Genomic DNA, 17,275 nt, shown 5'->3' with positions numbered 1-17,275 from the left:
GTCCTTTCTTCGACGCAAACCATACACGCCAGTTCCCGGTGCGGGCGCTGTGAGACCGGATCAGGGCGGCGGCCCGGCACGAGCCGACGCCCGCGCGGCGAGCGGTCCGAGGCGCATCGACACGGTCACCGTTGCGATCAGCTCGTCGAGCTCGCACGCCTCGACGACGGTGCCGAAAGCACCCGCGACCTCGCCGGCCCGCTCGCACGGGACACCGGGAACCGCACCGGATGCCGCGTCCGCGGCGGCGAGCGCCCCGGCATCGGCCGCCGAGGCCAGTCGCTGGCTCGCGACGGCAGCAGCGCCGGCGCCGGCGAGCCCAGCCGTGAGCACCGCTGCGGCGGCGAGGATCCCGACGGCCGCCATCGTCCCCGCCATCAGCCCGGCCCGATCGCCGGCCGGGCGACGGCGCCACCGCGCGCGTTCACAGCCCGCCCGCCAGCGCGCACCCGGCGGCCGTGATCCGCACTCCGAAAAGCGCCGGCGCGGATGCCGACACGCACACCAGATCCCCGCGCGACGTGATCTCGACGGATGCCTCGCCCACCGTCGTGGCGACGGCCTGGCGCACGCGCTGGTCGGACTCCCCGCGAGCGCTCAGGCGTGCCGCATCCGCCACAGCATCCTGCAGCCGCACCTGCCGGGATGCTCCGGCGAGTGCTCCCACGCCGAGAACCAGCACGACGACGACAGCGGGGAGGGCGACCGCGAACTCGGCGACGACCGCACCGCGGTCGTCGCCCAGCCGCGGCCGCATCACGCCACCGTGAGAGCGCGTCGTACGAGATCGGTGAGGATCGTCCGCACCTCGTCGGACCGCATGATCACGACGAGCAGCCCAGCGAAGGCGACGGCGGCCATCGTCGCGATGGCGTACTCGGCCGTCGCAGCTCCGGTGTCATCGCCCCCGGTGAGCTCGGCCTCCCGAGGCGCGAACAGGCGTTCGGCTCGGCGGCGCGTGAGAGGAGGGACGACTCGGTCGGTTCGGGACAGGGACATGGGGTTCTCCGTTCGATGGATTCGTGGGTCGGGCACGGTCTGAGGGCGATGGCGAGTCGAGGGCGTCGCGGGCGAGCCCCTGGTTCGTCACAGCGACACCGACATGGTCGACATGACGCTGAGCAGCATCGGCGCGACGCCGAGGAGGAGGAAGGCGGGCAGCGTGCAGACGCCCAGGGGAATGAGCAGCCTCGACGAGAGCCGGGCGGCACGCAGACGGGCCTCGACCCGGGCGCGATGCCGGGCGTGGGCGGCGGAAGCCCGTAGCAGCTCGACGGCGGGCACGCCCGCCGTCCGCGACAGGGCGAGCACGGCGTCGACGTCGTCAGATTCGCCCGGCTGCTCGTCGATATCGGTGGTTTCGCGCTCGGAGCCGGCGTGCCACGCGGCACTTTCGTCCACGGTCCCCCGCCGGCGTGCCTCCTGCACGACCGCCCGCGCCCGATCGATGGACACCCCTCCGCTCAGCGCGATCGCGATCAACTCCGCGTCCAGGCCGGGCGCTTCCTCCGACGTCGCAGCCGCGCGCACCAGCCGCTTCGTCCACCTCTGTGCGGCGAGGATGAGCACCGCACCGCCGGCGAGACAGGCCAGGCCGAGCGGGCTCGCGAACAGGGTGCCGAAGGTGTCGAAACCAAGCGCTGCGCCCAGCCCCACCGCGACGAGCGGAAGCCAGCCCATGAGCCGAGCTGTTCCTGCTGGCTCGGCGAGGGCAACCCGCACATCGTCGGCCGCCTCCTGCGCGTCCCGCAGCGCGGCGGCGAGTCCGCGCAGGCACTCGGCGAGTGGTGCACCGACGACCAGCGCCACGTGGGATGCGACGGCGACCTCGCGCCACGCACCGGACCCCGCGGTCGCGATCGCTTCGGGCAGCGGCTGGCCTCGTCCGATCGCCGAGGCGACGTGCTCCGCCGCCGGGTCGCCGGCGCGGGCGAGATGCTCCCAGGCTCGCGCCGGCGCCACCCCCGCCTGCAGCAGCACCGCCAGCCGCAGCACGGTCTCCGCGACATCCGCCGACGACGCGGGGGACGGGACTGACGCCCGGCGGCGAGACGACGGCGGGCGTCGCGACCATGACGGCGATCGAGGCAGCAGGCCCTGGGCGTCAGCGCCCCGTGTCAACGAGAGCCCCATCGCTCCTCCTCGATCGCGAGACGCCCGTCGCCGCCGACGACAGGGCGACCGACTCCGGCGATGCGGCGCGAGCCGTCCGCGCTCCGCTCGACGTGCACGACGAGCCCGATCGCACTGGCCGTCTGTCTGGCGAGCGCGCGGTCGTCGAGTCCGGCCGGGGCGCCGAGCGCCTCGAGCCGGGCCGGCACGTCGTGGAGTCCGTTCGCGTGCACGGTGCCGGCTCCGCCGTCGTGGCCGGTGTTCAGCGCCGATAGAAGCTCCCGGACTTCGTCGCCGCGGCACTCCCCCACCACGAGCCGGTCGGGCCGCATGCGCAGCGCCTCCCGCACCAACCGGGCGAGACCGATACCACCGGACCCCTCGATGTTGGGCTGACGGGCCTCGAGACGCACGTGGTGCGGGTGCGCGATCCGCAGCTCCGCCACATCCTCGATCGTGACGATGCGCTCGTGCGCGGGCGCCTCGGCGAGAAGCGCCGCGAGCAGCGTGGTCTTGCCCGCCCCGGCCGCCCCCGACACCAGCAGGTTGGCGCGACCGGCGATCGCGTCGGCCAAGCGCCCGCGCACGTCCTCATCGAACATCCCGGTGCGCTGCAGGTCGTCGAGCGTGGCAGCGCCCAGACGCGGCACGCGGATCGACAGCACCGTGCCTTCGGGGGCGATCGGCGGCAGCACGGCGTGGACGCGGATGCCGCCGTCGAGGCGCACGTCCACGCACGGCGCGGCGTCGTCGATGTGGCGTCCGCCGAGGCCGATGAGCGCCACGGCGAGATCGCGCACTTCTTCTTCGGTCGCACGCCACTCTCGCGCCGGCACGACGCCGGCCCCGCGATCGACGAACAGCCCCGTCGCACCATTGACGAACAGGTCGGTGACGTCCGGGTCATCCAGGTAGGCCGCGAAGGGCTCGAGGACGGGATGCCGCTGCGCCCGACCCTTCGCGAGCGCCGCTGCCATCGCACGGCCAGGGTTCGCCGCTGGTCTCGCTGCTTCACTCGGCGCGAGGAGCGGCACCGGATTCGCCGCACCGGGCTGCCCGTCGGCACGTCCCCGGTGAGGCACCCACGCGTCCGCGGACCGCGCCACGGCCGGCGGAGCGGACGCCGGTCGGATCGACGCAGGCCGGGGCGCAGCATCCGTCCATTCCTTCGCCGTGAGCTCGGCCGAGTTCCCGGAGCGGGGACGGACGACGAACGGTGCGGACATGCTCCGACGGTACGGAGCCCCGTGCCCCTGCCGGTCGGCGGATCACGTCATCGGGGGAGAGCTGCGCCGCGAACGCCGCTGGGGAGGAGCCGGCGCCGTGCGGGCGGACCGCGGAACCGCTCCCAACAAATGGAGGCGGCATCCCATGGGGGGAATGGGATGCCGCCAAGCGCGGCCCCGAATTCGGGGGGTGACGTCGGGTGCCGCAATGCCAGAATCGATGTTCGGCCATCGGTCAGCATATGCGAGGCAAGGGTCCTGACAAAACGAAAAGGAGAGGATTCTCACTGATATATCGGTCGGGATCGATGTATGAGAGCCCCCCTACTATCGGGGGTAGTCCGTTCCGGCGGGGGTGGGTACATTTCCTGGCAGACTCGCCGACACCCCTCGGCTTCGACCCAGCCCGCAAAGGAGCGCGCTCCCATGAGCGAACAGACCCCTGTCACGCAGACCAGCAGCCAGATCGACCACCTGCTGAATGAGGATCGACGCTTCGCGCCGACCGCCGAGTTCGCCGACAACGCGATCGCGACGGCACAGCTCTATGAGGAGGCCAAGGCGGATCGCCTGGGATTCTGGGCCGACAAGGCCCGCGACCTTCACTGGCACAAGCCGTTCACCGAGGTGCTCGACTGGTCGAACCCGCCGTTCGCGCAGTGGTTCGCCGACGGCGAGCTGAACGTCGCGTACAACTGCCTCGACCGCCACGTCGAGGCCGGCAACGGCGATCGCGTCGCGCTGCTGTGGGAGGGCGAGCCGGGCGACGAGCGCCGCGTCACCTACGCCGAGCTCACCGACGAGGTGAAGCGCCTGGCCAACGTGCTCGAGGGGCTCGGCATCGGGCAGGGCGACCGGGTCGCGATCTACCTCCCGATGATCCCCGAGGCGGTCGCCTCGATGCTCGCCGTCGCGCGTATCGGCGCCATCCACTCCGTGGTGTTCGGCGGCTTCTCGGCCGACAGCCTGCGCGCCCGCATCGACGACGCCGGGGCCAAGCTCGTCATCACCGCCGACGGCGGTTACCGCAAGGGCAAGGTCTCGCCCCTCAAGCCCGCCGTCGACCTGGCCCTGGGTGACCGCGGAACCGGGGCCCAGGAGACCGTCGAGCACGTGCTCGTCGTCCAGCGCGGCGAGAACGAGGTCGACTGGACCGACGGCCGCGACCTCTGGTGGCACGACGTCGTGCCCGCGGCGTCCGCCGAGCACGAGGCGCAGGCCTTCCCCGCCGAGAACCCGCTGTTCATCCTCTATACGTCGGGCACCACCGGCAAGCCCAAGGGCATCCTGCACACCTCGGGCGGCTACCTCACGCAGTCGGCGTTCACGAACAAGGTCGTCCACGACCTGCACCCCGAGACCGACGTGTACTGGTGCACCGCCGACATCGGCTGGATCACCGGGCACAGCTACGTCACGTACGGCCCGCTCGCGAACGGCGCGACGCAGGTGCTCTACGAGGGCACGCCCGACACCCCGCACCCGGGTCGCTGGTGGGAGATCGTGCAGAAGTACGGCGTCACCGTCCTCTACACCGCGCCGACCGCCATCCGCTCGTTCATGAAGCTCGGCCGCGCCATCCCGAAGCAGTTCGATCTGTCGTCACTGCGCCTGCTCGGCTCGGTGGGCGAGCCGATCAACCCCGAGGCGTGGATGTGGTACCGCAAGATCATCGGCGGCAAGACCGCGCCGATCGTCGACACCTGGTGGCAGACCGAGACCGGTTCGATCATGGTGTCGGCCCTTCCCGGAGTCACCGAGACGAAGCCCGGCTCGGCACAGGTGCCTCTTCCTGGCATCTCGATCGACGTCGTCGACGAGGACGGCACGCACGTCGGCAACGGCAACGGCGGGCTCCTCGTCATCACCGAGCCGTGGCCGTCGATGCTGCGCGGAATCTGGGGCGACCCGGAGCGCTTCGTCGAGACCTATTGGGAGAAGTTCCAGAAGCAGGGCTATTACTTCGCCGGCGACGGCGCCCGCCTCGACGACGACGGCGACGTGTGGCTGCTCGGCCGCGTCGACGACGTCATGAACGTGTCCGGCCACCGCCTGTCGACCACCGAGATCGAGTCGGCGCTGGTCGGCAACGAGGCTGTCGCCGAGGCGGCGGTCGTGGGCGCTTCCGACGAGACCACCGGCCAGGCCGTGGTCGCATTCGTGATCATCAAGCAGTCGTACCTGTCGGCCCACTCCCCCGACGGCCTCGCGCAGAACCTGCGCCTGTGGGTCGGCGAGCAGATCGGCCCGATCGCGCGCCCCCGCGACGTCTACATCGTGGGCGAGCTGCCGAAGACCCGCTCCGGCAAGATCATGCGCCGCCTGCTCCGCGACGTCGCCGAGGGACGCGAGGTCGGCGACACCACCACGCTCGCAGACACCGCCGTCATGTCGGTGATCTCCGCGCAGGTCAAGTAGCGAATGACAAGAGCGGATGCTGCAGCCCGTGGCTGCAGCATCCGCTCTTCGCTGTCTGTGGTTCCTGTCGCCGCTCAGGCGAACGAGAAGACGACCTCGACCTCGACGGGGGCGTCCAGCGGCAGCACGGGCACGCCCACCGCCGAGCGCGCGTGGGTGCCCGCGTCGCCGAAGACCTGGCCGAGCAGCTCGCTGGCGCCGTTGATGACGCCGGGCTGACCGGTGAACTCGGGGACTGATGCGACGAACCCGGTGACCTTGAGGACGCCGGTGAGGCGGTCCACCCCGCCGACGGCGGCCGCCGCGGCGGCGATGGCGTTGAGGGCGCTCTGGCGCGCGTAGCCCTTCGCGTCGGACGCGGAAACCAGTCCGTCGCCCTCGCCGACCTTGCCGGTCGCCGGCAGTGCGCCGGAGACCATCGGCAGCTGCCCGGCGGTGTAGACGAGGTCGCCGTGCGCTTTCGCAGGCACGTACGCGGCGACGGGCGGCACGACGCCGGGAAGCTCGATGCCGAGTTCGGCGAGGCGGGCGCTCACGCTCATGCTCACGCCTCCTCGAACTGCTTGGCGGCCTGGGCCGCAGCATCCAGTCCGGCGTTCTGCTCACCGCCGCCGGATGGGCGCTTGAAGTAGGCGACCAGGCCGCCCTCGGGGCCCTGCACCACCTGCACGAGCTCCCAGCCCTGCTTGCCCCAGTTGTTGAGGATCGCTGCGGTGTTGTGGATCAGAAGGGGCGTGGTGAGGTACTCCCACGTCATCATCGCGGCTCCTAGAGTCTGCGGTGGAATGGGCTGACGCGGCTGGGAATCAGCCTCGCGCGCGCGGGTGCGTCGGGGTTTCGCCCAGGTAGTTCCCCTACGATCAAGCCTATGCCTGATACCAAACGCACGGCCACCGGTGTGCTCGGCGGACTCGCCGGGCTCGTCGGCCTCAGTGCCGCAGCCGGTGTCCTCATTGCGGCGACCGTCACCCCCGCGGTCGCGATCACGAGCACCGCGGCAGAGCGCGCGATCACGATGTTCGACAACCTCCCGAGCTCGCTCGAGATCGACAAGCTCATGCTCCCGAGCAACTTCTACGCGACGAATCCGGAAACGGGTGAGACTGTCCTGTTGACGAAGTTCCTCGAGCAGGACCGCACGCCGGTCAACTTCGATCAGATCAATCCGGTGATGTACGACGCGCTCCTCTCCAGTGAGGATCCGCGCTACTACCAGCACGGAGGTATCGACCTCATCGGCACGACACGCGCGCTGCTGTCGAATGCCGGGGGTTCCAGCGAGACCCAGGGTGGTTCGTCGGTGAGCCAGCAGTACGTCAAGAACGTCCTGATCCAGAAGTGTGAGCAGGACGCAACCGACACCCCCGAGGTCGACGACAAGGGCGAGGCCGTCCTCGACGAGAACGGCAATCCGAAGATCATCCCCCGCGCGCAGGTCCTGCTCAACTGCTGGACTGACGCCACAACGGCCGAGGGTTCCGAGGGCTACGCCCGCAAGCTGCAGGAGATGCGATACGCCATCGCCCTCGAGCAGAAGTACTCGAAGAACGACATTCTGCTCGGTTACATGAACATCGCCAACTGGGGCGGGGTCACTTACGGCATCGAATCAGCCGCACGCCAGTACTTCGGCACGACGGCAGCCAACCTGACGGTGGCTCAGGCGGCGACCCTCGCGGGCATGGTGCAGAACCCGAACAACTACCGGATCGACAAGCCCGAGGGATCGATTGTGAGTTCCGACGGCACCACGTTCAACAAGGCTCCGGACGGCGTCATCGACGAAGGAGCGAACCTCGTCGCCCTCGACAACCTCGTCAAGTCGGGCGAGATCACCGAAGAGCAGAAGCTCGCCGCGGCGGACGGGTACACCTCGACCAAGGTGCGCCAGCTGTATGTGCTGAGCCGCATGCTCGATGACGGCAAGATCACCCACGAGCAGTATGTCGAGGCTGCCGTCTGGCCGATCACGCCGAACGTCGTGCGCGCGGAGACCGGGTGTGTAAACGCCGCGGGTGCGGAGTACTTCTGCCAGTACGTCAAGGACGTCATCCTCAAGGATCCCGCCTTCGGCGAGACCGACGACGAGCGTCGCGCACTGCTGCAGCGCGGCGGGCTGAACGTGTACACCACTCTCGACCCACGCATCCAGGCGACCGCGCAGGAAGCGATGGCGGCGAATGCGCCGGCCAACCCCGCGATGCCTGGAACCAAGGACTGGCCTGCGGGCGGTCGTTTCGGGTCCACCACGGTGAGCATCGAGGCGGCCACAGGGCGCATTCTGTCGATCGCGCAGAACACGCAGTTCAGCGAGGACGCAGCGGTCAAGGACGACTGGAACTACTCGTCACTCGTCTTCGCGGGCGACTCGCAGTTCGGCAACTCGGGCGGCTTCAACGCGGGGTCGACGTTCAAGCTCTTCACCCTCATCGACTGGTTGGAGAAGGGCCATTCGGTCAACGAGACGCTCAACGGGACGGTCCGCGTCTTCAAGAAGATGACCAACTCCTGCGGTAAGGGCGATTGGTACAACGAAGGCAACACGATCGTGAACAACTTCGGCAAGGCGCCCGGACGTGTTGGCACACCGATGCAGTTCACCGCCTCATCGCTGAACACCGGATACTTCGCGATGGCCGAGAAGCTCGATCTCTGCGACATCAAGAACGTCGCCACCAGGATGGGCGTCCTCAACCCCAAGGGCGGCGAAGTCACGATGGATACCCTGACCTCGATCATCGGCGTCAGCGAGGTGTCGCCGATCGCCATCGCGGAGGCCTACGCCACCGTCGCCAACAACGGTGTCTACTGCCAGCCTCAGGCCATCGATCGCATCACCGACTCGGATGGGAATGAGCTGCCGAAGCCTGCGCGTACGTGCACCCAGGTGATCGAGCCGAATGTGGCCGCCACCGCGGCCTACGCGTTGCAGGGCGTGATGCGCGGCGGCGGAACCGGTCAGAGTGGAAACCCGAACGACGGCACGCCGCTCATCGGTAAGACCGGAACGCACGAGTCGATCCAATCTTGGCTCGTCGAGTCGAGCACCAAGGTCGCGACCGCAACCTGGGCGGGCAACGTCGACGGCGGCGGCGACATCTTCAAGACGTGGCACAACGGCAACAAGCTGTCCGATATCCGCTATCGGATCACAAGGGCCGTTCAGGGCGCGGCGAACGCCGCGTATGGCGGTGATGCGTTCGCCAGTCCCGACGCCAACCTTACGAAGCAGATCCTCACCGACCTGCCGAACGTCGTCGGCAAGTCGATCGATGAGGCGTCGCAAATCCTCTCCGACGCGGGCTTCAGCGTCGAGGTCGGCGCCCCTGTCGATTCCGACCTGCCGGAAGGAGTCGTCGCGGCGCAGAACCCCGGTGCGGGTAAGGTCGCCGGCGGGACGACGGTGACGATCAGCCCCAGCAACGTGCAGGGCGTCGCAGTTCCCAGCGTCGCGGGCAGCTCGCTCGAGGACGCCAAGAAAGCGCTGCGCAGCGCGGGCTTCGGCAACGTCGGCGATGGCACCTGCACGGTCGATGCCAGCCTCGGCACACAGACCAAGGCCGGCGCGACCAATCCAGCGGCCGGCTCCGTGGTGAACCGGAACACCTCGATCACCGTCGATTACTCCGCCGTGATCTGCGGCGCCGGGGGCGGCCGCGGACCCGGTGGCGGCGACGACAACGGCAACGGCTAGTGCCCTCGACCATGACTCGCACCGCCCTCACCGTGCTCGGCACGGTGGGGGCGGTCGGCGCGGGCGCCGCGATCTGGGGCATCGGCATCGAGCGCTACCTCTTCACGGTCCGCTTCCATGAGCTTCCCGTGCTTCCCGCCGGCGCAGCGCCGATCCGCGTCCTCCACCTCTCGGACGCGCACATGGCGCCCTGGCAGCACCGCAAGCAGGACTGGATCGCGGCGCTCGCCGAGCTCCAGCCCGACCTGGTCGTCAACACCGGCGACAACATGGGCCACTTCGACGGCCTTGAGGGACTCCGCCGAGCGTTCGAGCCTCTCCGCGGCGTTCCCGGCGTCTTCGTGCACGGTTCCAACGACCACGCGGCGCCGTCGCCTCGCAACCCGTTCCGGTACTTCACCGGTCCGTCGAAGGTGAAGCACACCGCGGAACCTCTCGACACCCAGGCGCTCGACGACTACCTGGCCGGCGAGCTCGGCTGGCTCGACCTCAACAACAAGGTCGGATCGTTGGATGCTGCGGGCCTGCGCATCGCCGCGTTCGGCGTGAGCGACGCCCACCGCCACTGGGACGACCTCGAGGCTCTGCCCGAGCCGCTGGCGGCGCTGCGCGCCGAGGAGCCGGCCGACCTGTCGATCGGCGTGACCCACGCGCCGTATCGCCGCGTGCTCGACGACTTCGTCGACCTCGGTGCCGACGCGATCTTCGGCGGCCACACCCACGGCGGCCAGGTACGTGTCCCGGGCTTCGGCGCGCTGGTCGCCAACTGCGACATCCCGCTGCGTCAGGCGCGCGGGCTGAGCGCCTGGAAGCACGACGGTCATTCCGTGCCGCTGAACGTGAGCGCGGGAATCGGCCACTCGATCTACGCGCCAGTGCGCTTCGCCTGCCGCCCCGAGGCCTCGCTCCTGACTCTCATCCCGCGAGCGTAGGTCGAGCCGGCCGCGAGGTTCCTCCCCAATCGCCTTCGCCGATCGGTCGTCCCCAGTTCCGGCCGCACGACCGCACCCGCGGGCGCATGGCGTCGATGCTCGATGCATGGCTGCTTCCCGTACCCACCGACCCGCAGATGGCGCGTTCCGGAACACACTCGTCGCCACGACGGCCGTGCACGGCATGGGTCTGCCCGTACGCCTGCGACTGCTCGCGCTTCTGATCGCCCTCGTCATCGCCGTCGCCTGCGCGCCCTTCGGTTCGCCCTCCGCCGAAGACGCCGATCGCGGCGATACGCCTCGACCTCGCTTCGGCCGGCACGCCCCGTTCATCCCTCTCGTCAAGGACGCACAATGAGCGTGCCCGTGGCAGACTCCTCGCCCGATCGGATCCGGCCCGTGACTCGCAGACGCGTCATGCGACCGACCGCGCACCTGCTCCTCGTCGCCGTCTTCGTGATCATCGTCGCAATGAACCTCAGTTCCCCGTCCCGCGCGGATGCCGCCGACCGCGGCACCGGCTTCGGCACCTGGGCGCCGATCTCCGCATACGGCTGGCACGGCTCCATGCTCGTGAACGGCGTCCACACGTACTGCATCACTCCGGGAGCACCCGCCCCGACGGGGCAGACCGTCGACCACGGGATCAGCGGATCGGCCGCCGGCCTCTCAGCCCAGCAGCTCGCCGGGATCAACCTCCTCGTGACGACGTACGGTCAGACGGACGACCCCGTTCAGGCAGCCGCGGTCGCGTGGGCCGTGAAGGCGATCGCGAACCGCGAGGAGACCCTGCATGCCTTCGGCTACCCCGGCGACTCGCTCGCGGGGGCGATCCACTGGACGATGTCCGCGCTCTCGCCGCAGCATGACCGCGCCGTCCAGGAGCGAGCGGTCGCGTACTACGACGAAGCAAACCGCGCGGCGTCAGGTCCTGCGACAGCCGAGGGAAGCCTGGTGTTCACCACGGATGCTGCGGACCACCGCTCCGGAACCGTGCGGGTCGACGCGACCAGTGCGGCGACCGGCACCATCACCCTCACGAACGCCGTGTTCGCGGATTCCGGTGCACCGACGCTCGAGAACGCGGCGGCCGGCTCGACGTATGCCATCCGCACGGAGCCGCCTGCCGCGGGCCGCCCCTACACAGTGAGCGGAACCGGCCGTTTCGATGCCGGTCTCGCCTCCGCCGTTCGGCACTTCACAACACCCGGCGGCCAGGAGACCGCCGGCCCGGCTGGGCGCGTCCAGTTCGACGTGGCGGGCGCCGACGCCGCCCCGCGCATCCCCCCGTTCTCCCCCGCCATCTCGACGCAGGTCGCGGCGCAAGAGGCACCTGGCGGTCCATACGTCGACCAGGTCACCTTCATCGCCGCCGACGGCTCGTGGCCACGCGCTGACGACGGCTCCTATCTGCCTGTCACCGCGAGCGCCGTGGTCTACCGCACGGACGCCGAGCCCGTCCCCGGTGCGGCTGTGCCGGGCGACGACGCCATCGTCGGCACACTCCGACTCACCACCGACCCCGCCACGGGTCCGACCGCGCCGTACACCGTCACCTCGACGTGGGAGATGACGAGCCCGGGGTACTACACCGCGGTCTGGAGCGTGCGGGGCGCCGACCAGCTCCCCTCCGTCGCCGTCCACACCGGCGCCGGCTTCGCCTGGACCGAACGATTCGGCGAGCCTTCGCAGGTCGTCGTGATCGCCCCGCCCCCACCGGCACCTACCCCGACGCCCACCCCTGCCGCCGAAGCGCCCACGGCTCGCGCAGAGCCACACCCTGCGGAGCTGGCGGCGACGGGAACGGATGCTGCCACCCTGCGCGCGCCGGCCGCGATCGCGATCGGACTGCTCAGTGTGGGCATCGCGATCATCAGCTCGAGACGTCCGTGGTCAGGAGCACCCTCTCGGATCGGTTAGACTCGGAGGGTTGCAAAACGGGGTGTGGCGCAGCTTGGTAGCGCGCTTCGTTCGGGACGAAGAGGCCGCAGGTTCAAATCCTGTCACCCCGACAGCAGAGAGGCTCCGCCGCAAGGCGGAGCCTTTCGCATGAAAGGACGGACACCATGGTCGACCGCACCACCCCGCCCCTTCTCGTCGCGTTCGATCTCGACGACACGCTCGCGCCCTCGAAGAGCCAGATCGACTCCCGCATGGGCGAACTGCTGATCGCCCTGGCGGAGCGCGTCGAGGTGGCGATCATCTCCGGTGGCCAGCTCCAGCAGTTCACCACGCAGGTCGTCGATCGCCTTCCCGACGCCTCCGCCGATGCCCTCGCGCGTCTGCACCTGCTTCCCACATGCGGCACCCAGTACTACCGGCTCGCCGCGGACGAGGTCGTCACCGTCTACAAGCGCTCGCTCACGGACGACCAGAAGGCCCGTGCCCTCGCTGCCGTCGAGGGCGAAGCACGACGCCTCGGTCTCTGGGAGTCCGAGACGTGGGGCGACATCCTCGAGGACCGCGGTTCGCAGATCACCTTCTCGGCGCTCGGCCAGAAGGCTCCCGTCCCGGCCAAGACCGCCTGGGACCCCACCGGCGAGAAGAAGAACAGCCTGCGCGCGGCCGTCGCCGCACTGCTGCCCGATCTCGAGGTGCGCTCCGGCGGCTCGACCTCGGTCGACATCACCGAGCGGGGCATCGACAAGGCCTACGGCATGCGTCAGCTCGCCGAGCAGACCGGCATCTCGCTCGACGACATGCTCTTCGTCGGCGACCGGCTCGACCCCGACGGCAACGATTACCCCGTCCTCGCGATGGGCGTGCGGTGCCAGGCCGTCGACGGCTGGGAAGACACCGTCGCCTACCTCGAGCAGCTCATCCCCACGCTTCCCGTGCGCGTCTGACGCGGCCTGTCGCCCGTCGCGGCGCTTCGCGACAGGGGAGCCTCGGCGTTCCGGCCGACCGGAGTGCTCACCTGTCACGATCTGCCGCGTTATGCAGCACGCCGTGACAGGTGAGCAGCTCGGCGGTCAGGCCTTGGCGCGCGGAGCCGCGCTCTTCGCAGCCGGAGCCTTCGCGGCACGGGATGCCGCAGCATCCGTCTTCGCAGCGTTCGACGCCGTCGTGGCGCGAGCAGCGCGCGGGCGAGCCGCCGACGCGGCCGCCTCTGCGGCGGGCGCCGACACCGTGACCGGAACCAGGCGCTGCAGCTGCGTGACGTGGCGCGGCTCGAGCTCGGCGATGGACGAGACGCCCAGGAGCTTCATCGTGCGCTCGATCTCACTGCGCAGGATCGCGATCGTGCGATCCACGCCCTGGCGTCCGCCGGCCATGAGGCCGTACAGGTACGCCCGGCCGATGAGCGTGAACTTGGCGCCGAGCGCGATCGAGGCCACGATGTCGGCACCGTTCATGATGCCGGTGTCGACCATGACCGTGGCGTCCTTCCCCACTTCGCGCACGACCTCGGGCAGCAGCCGGAACGGGATCGGAGCGCGATCGAGCTGACGGCCGCCGTGGTTGGACAGGATGATGCCGTCGACGCCCGCGTCGATCAGGCGCTTCGAGTCGGCGACGTTCTGCACGCCCTTGATCACGATCTTGCCCGGCCAGATCTCGCGGATGATCGCGAGGTCGTCGTAGCTGATCGTCGGGTCCATCGCCGAGTTGAGCAGCTCGCCGACCGTGCCGCCCGTCGTCGAGAGCGACGCGAACTCCAGCTTGGGGGTGGTGAGGAAGTCGTACCACCACCACGGCCGCGGGATCGCGTTGACGATGGTGCCGAGCGTGAGCTGCGGCGGGATCGAGAAGCCGTTGCGCTTGTCGCGCAGGCGGGCGCCCGCGACCGGTGTGTCGACCGTGAACTGCAGGGTGTCGAAGCCGGCCTCGGCGGCGCGGCGGGCCAGGCCGTACGAGATCTCGCGGTCGCGCATGACATACAGCTGGAACCAGTTGCGCCCGTTCGGGTTTGCCGCCTTGACACCCTCGATCGATGTCGTGCCGAGCGTGGAGAGCGTGAAGGGGATGCCGGCGGCACCGGCCGCGCCGGCGCCGGCCACCTCGCCCTCGGTCTGCATCAGGCGGGTGAAGCCGGTCGGCGCGATGCCGAACGGCATCGCAGACGGGCCGCCCAGGATCTGGGTCGACATGTCGACGTTCTCGGCGGGGCGCAGCACGTCGGGGTGGAACTCGATGTCTTCGAACGCCTGGCGGGCGCGCGACAGTGACAGCTCGCCCTCAGCGGCGCCGTCGGTGTAGTCGAAGGCGGCCTTGGGTGTCCGGCGCTTCGCGATGTCGCGGAGGTCGTAGATCGTCAGCGCGGCCTCGAGCCGGCGCTTGCGGCCGTCGAGCTCGGGCTTCTTGAACTGCATGAGTTCGAGAAGCTCCTTGGGGTTGGGGAACTGGCGGGTGACCATGAGTACCTCTCCGATGGGTCAGATCTGCGTGCGGGCGGCGGACGAGCGGGCGAGACCCGCCGCTGCGTAGTAGCCGACGATGTGGTCGTGGACGAGGGTGCGGGCGAGCGTCGGATCGCCCGCGTCGACGGCGTCGAGGATCGCGTGGTGCTCGCGGCGCAGGCGGTCGGCCGCAGCATCCCATTGCGCGATGCCCGCCGCGCCCGCCTGGACGTAGGACTCGATGGCCGTGCGCAGGCCCGCCATCATCGCCGCGATGACGACGTTGCCCGACGCCTCGGCGAGGGCGAGGTGCAGCTGAGCGTCGAGGGCGAGGAATTCGGGGGCGGTGAGGTCGTCGGCGTCCATGGCGTCGACCACCCGCCGCGCCTGGGCTGTCGATCGCGCCGGGTCTGCCGCGAGTGCGTCTACGACGGCGGTCTCCAGCACGAGCCGCGTGGCGACGACGTCGTCGAACGGGAAGCCCTGTGCGGCGACCTGCAGCCGCAGCAGCGCCGACATGCCGCCCTCGGGCGTCGCGATGATGATGGCGCCGGAGGTCGGACCGGATCCGGTGCCCGTGCGGATGAGCCCCATCACCTCGAGCACGCGCAGCGCCTCGCGGACGCTGGAGCGTCCCACGCCGAGGGTGGCCGCGAGCTCCCGCTCGGGCGCGAGCCGGTCGCCGGGCTTGAGGGTGCCGTCGAGCAGGTCGGTCTCGATCTTCTCGAGCACGACGCGCCACGCTCGTGCGGGCGCGAGCGGGGGCGGAGTCGGGGTGCCTGCCACGGATCTCCTCGTCGATGTCGGACCCGGAGCCCTCCGTCGTTGAAGGGCGTGGTGTGGTCTGACCACGATAGCGTGTGGTCGGACCACAGACAACCCGCATGACGCCGCGTGTCCGCGCGGAGCACTACGCTGACCCCATGGACCCCCTCGCGCTCGTCCTCATCGTCGCCGGCATCGCCGCCGCGTTCTGCTGGATCACCTCGCTCGTCACGAACGAGACGTCGTGGATCGACCGGCTGTGGTCCATCGTGCCCGTGGTCTACGTGTGGATCTTCGCCGCCGCCGCGCTGATCGCCGGGGTCGATGCGACGCGACTGGTCGTGATGGCGCTCCTCGTCACAGCCTGGGGCGCACGGCTCACCTTCAACTTCGCGCGCAGGGGCGGCTACACCGGGATGGAGGATTACCGCTGGGCGATCCTGCGCGGCCGCATGACGCGGTGGCAGTTCCAGCTGTTCAACATCTTCTTCATCGTGCTCTTCCAGAGCGCGCTGCTGGTGCTCATCTCGCTTCCGGCCTACATCGCGTGGCAGCATCCCGTGCCGTTCACCGGATGGGATGCCGCGTTCGCGGCGCTGTTCGCCGCGTTCCTGGTCGGCGAGACCGTGGCGGATCAACAGCAATGGGCGTTCCACCAGGCGAAGAGGGCCTCCGGCGGCACACTCGAACCCGGCTTCGTCACCACGGGACTCTTCGCCTACAGCCGGCATCCCAACTTCTTCTTCGAGCAGGCGCAGTGGTGGGCCTTCTACGCGCTCGGGGCGACGGCGCTGGTCGCCGACGGTGGCAGCTGGCTCAACTGGACGATCGCCGGTGCGGCGCTGCTGACGATCCTCTTCATCGGTTCGACGGTGTTCACCGAGTCGATCTCGGCCTCGAAGTACCCGGCCTACCGGGAGTACCAGCGCACGACGTCGATGCTGATCCCGCTCCCCCGACGACGCGGGCGCGCACCCGAGACGGCCTGACGCCAGGCCGCCGCACGCGGCCCGTCGCCACTGGCCGGCCGTCACTCCAGACGGCCACCCGACGCGCGCAGGTAGTCCTCGGCGCACAGCGACTCGTAGGTGACGCGATCGGCGGTCAGCTCGTCGATCGCGACCTGATCGCCGTCGAACACGAAACGACCGCCGACGAGACGGGCGTTGAAGAGCGCCTTGCGCCCGCACCGGCAGATGGTCTTCAGCTCTTCGAGGCTGTGAGCGAGCTCCAGCAGTCGCGCGGAGCCCGGGAACGCCTGCGTCTGGAAGTCGGTGCGGATGCCGTACGCCAGCACCGGCACGCCGTCGAACACGACGATGCGCAGCAGGTCGTCGACCTGCGCGCGGGTGAGGAACTGGGCCTCGTCGATGAGCAGACACGCGATGTCGACCTCATGCTCATCGGACTCGGGCACGAGCGTGTCGGCCGCCTCGGCCTTCACTCGGGCGCGGTGCTGCGCGAACAGTGCGCGGATGTCGTCCTCGGGGCGCACGAGGAAATCGACGGTGCGCTTCACACCGAGCCGGCTGTCGATCTGGTCGGCGCCCTTGGTGTCGATGGCGGGCTTCGCGAGAAGCACGTGCTGCCCGCGCTCCTCGTAGTTGTACGCGGCCTGCAGCAGCGACGTCGACTTGCCGGAGTTCATCGCCCCGTAGCGGAAGTAGAGCTTGGCCACGGATCGAGCGTAGTCGGTGACGGTGCCCGCACCGGCCGGGCCCAGCTTGCGCCGCGACCGACGTCCCGGCGCGCGTCAGCGCCCCCCGAATCCTCCCCCGCCTCCTCCAC

17 protein-coding genes and 1 tRNA gene are annotated in these 17,275 nt (G+C 69.8%); 8 read left to right on the top strand and 10 right to left on the bottom strand.

What is annotated here, in order from left to right; translation table 11 throughout:
- Positions 1–60 precede the first annotated feature (60 nt).
- The 5 genes from JNB61_RS16225 to JNB61_RS16205 form a co-directional block, all read right to left on the bottom strand.
- A complete protein-coding gene (locus JNB61_RS16225) occupies positions 61–366 on the bottom strand; it encodes an Rv3654c family TadE-like protein (protein ID WP_262927525.1) in 306 nt (101 codons plus the stop codon).
- Positions 367–424: 58 nt separating this feature from the next.
- Positions 425–757: a TadE family type IV pilus minor pilin gene (locus JNB61_RS16220; protein WP_220340315.1), complete on the bottom strand. Its 333-nt coding sequence runs from the start codon at positions 755–757 to the stop codon at positions 425–427.
- The gene (locus JNB61_RS16215) at positions 757–999 is read right to left on the bottom strand and encodes a DUF4244 domain-containing protein (protein ID WP_220289720.1); all 243 of its coding nucleotides are present in this window, start codon (positions 997–999) and stop codon (positions 757–759) included. The genes JNB61_RS16220 and JNB61_RS16215 overlap by 1 nt, the downstream gene beginning before the upstream one ends.
- Positions 1,000–1,086: 87 nt before the next feature.
- On the bottom strand, positions 1,087–2,133 hold the full coding sequence (locus JNB61_RS16210) for a type II secretion system F family protein (RefSeq protein WP_220340313.1): 1,047 nt from the start codon (positions 2,131–2,133) through the stop codon (positions 1,087–1,089).
- Positions 2,118–3,089 (bottom strand): TadA family conjugal transfer-associated ATPase, encoded by a 972-nt coding sequence (locus JNB61_RS16205; RefSeq protein WP_220340377.1) that lies wholly within the window; start codon positions 3,087–3,089, stop codon positions 2,118–2,120. Before JNB61_RS16205 ends, JNB61_RS16210 begins: the two co-directional genes overlap by 16 nt.
- Positions 3,090–3,764: 675 nt before the next feature.
- On the opposite strand from JNB61_RS16205, the gene acs reads away from it, so the two are divergent.
- Complete coding sequence (gene acs / locus JNB61_RS16200) at positions 3,765–5,756, top strand: acetate--CoA ligase (RefSeq protein ID WP_220340311.1); 1,992 nt, start codon at positions 3,765–3,767, stop codon at positions 5,754–5,756.
- A 74-nt stretch (positions 5,757–5,830) separates the two neighbouring features.
- Here acs and JNB61_RS16195 read toward each other — a convergent pair whose 3' ends face one another.
- Together JNB61_RS16195 and JNB61_RS16190 are read right to left on the bottom strand one after the other, a co-directional pair.
- Positions 5,831–6,298 carry a RidA family protein gene (locus tag JNB61_RS16195; protein WP_159842637.1) on the bottom strand — a complete coding sequence of 156 codons (468 nt, stop codon included), beginning with the start codon at positions 6,296–6,298 and terminating at the stop codon, positions 5,831–5,833.
- Positions 6,299–6,300: 2 nt separating this feature from the next.
- Positions 6,301–6,516 carry a DUF4177 domain-containing protein gene (locus tag JNB61_RS16190; RefSeq protein WP_220340309.1) on the bottom strand — a complete coding sequence of 72 codons (216 nt, stop codon included), beginning with the start codon at positions 6,514–6,516 and terminating at the stop codon, positions 6,301–6,303.
- 108 nt (positions 6,517–6,624) lie between these two features.
- On the opposite strand from JNB61_RS16190, the gene JNB61_RS16185 reads away from it, so the two are divergent.
- From JNB61_RS16185 to JNB61_RS16160, 6 genes are all read left to right on the top strand, one after another.
- Positions 6,625–9,450, top strand: coding sequence for a transglycosylase domain-containing protein (locus JNB61_RS16185; protein WP_220340307.1), 2,826 nt, complete (start codon positions 6,625–6,627; stop codon positions 9,448–9,450).
- A gap of 11 nt (positions 9,451–9,461) precedes the next feature.
- Positions 9,462–10,382 carry a metallophosphoesterase gene (locus tag JNB61_RS16180; protein WP_220340306.1) on the top strand — a complete coding sequence of 307 codons (921 nt, stop codon included), beginning with the start codon at positions 9,462–9,464 and terminating at the stop codon, positions 10,380–10,382.
- Positions 10,383–10,488: 106 nt separating this feature from the next.
- Entirely contained in the window at positions 10,489–10,740 is a 252-nt protein-coding gene (locus JNB61_RS16175) for a hypothetical protein (protein WP_220340305.1), read from the top strand.
- Positions 10,741–10,781: 41 nt separating this feature from the next.
- Complete coding sequence (locus tag JNB61_RS16170; protein WP_220340303.1) at positions 10,782–12,302, top strand: hypothetical protein; 1,521 nt, start codon at positions 10,782–10,784, stop codon at positions 12,300–12,302.
- Between the two features lie 18 nt (positions 12,303–12,320).
- Positions 12,321–12,394, top strand: a tRNA-Pro gene (locus JNB61_RS16165).
- Positions 12,395–12,448: 54 nt separating this feature from the next.
- Entirely contained in the window at positions 12,449–13,228 is a 780-nt protein-coding gene (locus tag JNB61_RS16160; protein ID WP_220340301.1) for an HAD-IIB family hydrolase, read from the top strand.
- A 126-nt stretch (positions 13,229–13,354) separates the two neighbouring features.
- Here the strand turns inward: JNB61_RS16160 and JNB61_RS16155 are convergent, their stop codons facing one another.
- Both JNB61_RS16155 and JNB61_RS16150 read right to left on the bottom strand, forming a co-directional pair.
- Positions 13,355–14,740 carry an alpha-hydroxy acid oxidase gene (locus tag JNB61_RS16155; protein WP_220292977.1) on the bottom strand — a complete coding sequence of 462 codons (1,386 nt, stop codon included), beginning with the start codon at positions 14,738–14,740 and terminating at the stop codon, positions 13,355–13,357.
- An 18-nt stretch (positions 14,741–14,758) separates the two neighbouring features.
- The gene (locus JNB61_RS16150; RefSeq protein WP_220292974.1) at positions 14,759–15,508 is read right to left on the bottom strand and encodes a FadR/GntR family transcriptional regulator; all 750 of its coding nucleotides are present in this window, start codon (positions 15,506–15,508) and stop codon (positions 14,759–14,761) included.
- Positions 15,509–15,645: 137 nt separating this feature from the next.
- On the opposite strand from JNB61_RS16150, the gene JNB61_RS16145 reads away from it, so the two are divergent.
- A complete protein-coding gene (locus tag JNB61_RS16145; RefSeq protein ID WP_220340299.1) occupies positions 15,646–16,476 on the top strand; it encodes a DUF1295 domain-containing protein in 831 nt (276 codons plus the stop codon).
- 41 nt (positions 16,477–16,517) lie between these two features.
- Here the strand turns inward: JNB61_RS16145 and JNB61_RS16140 are convergent, their stop codons facing one another.
- Complete coding sequence (locus JNB61_RS16140; protein WP_220292971.1) at positions 16,518–17,165, bottom strand: thymidine kinase; 648 nt, start codon at positions 17,163–17,165, stop codon at positions 16,518–16,520.
- Positions 17,166–17,275: the final 110 nt, after the last annotated feature.

Origin of the sequence: Microbacterium ureisolvens (assembly GCF_019511645.1) — a bacterium.
GTDB lineage: Bacteria > Actinomycetota > Actinomycetes > Actinomycetales > Microbacteriaceae > Microbacterium > Microbacterium ureisolvens_A.
This window is presented reverse-complemented; position numbering and strand designations above follow the sequence as displayed.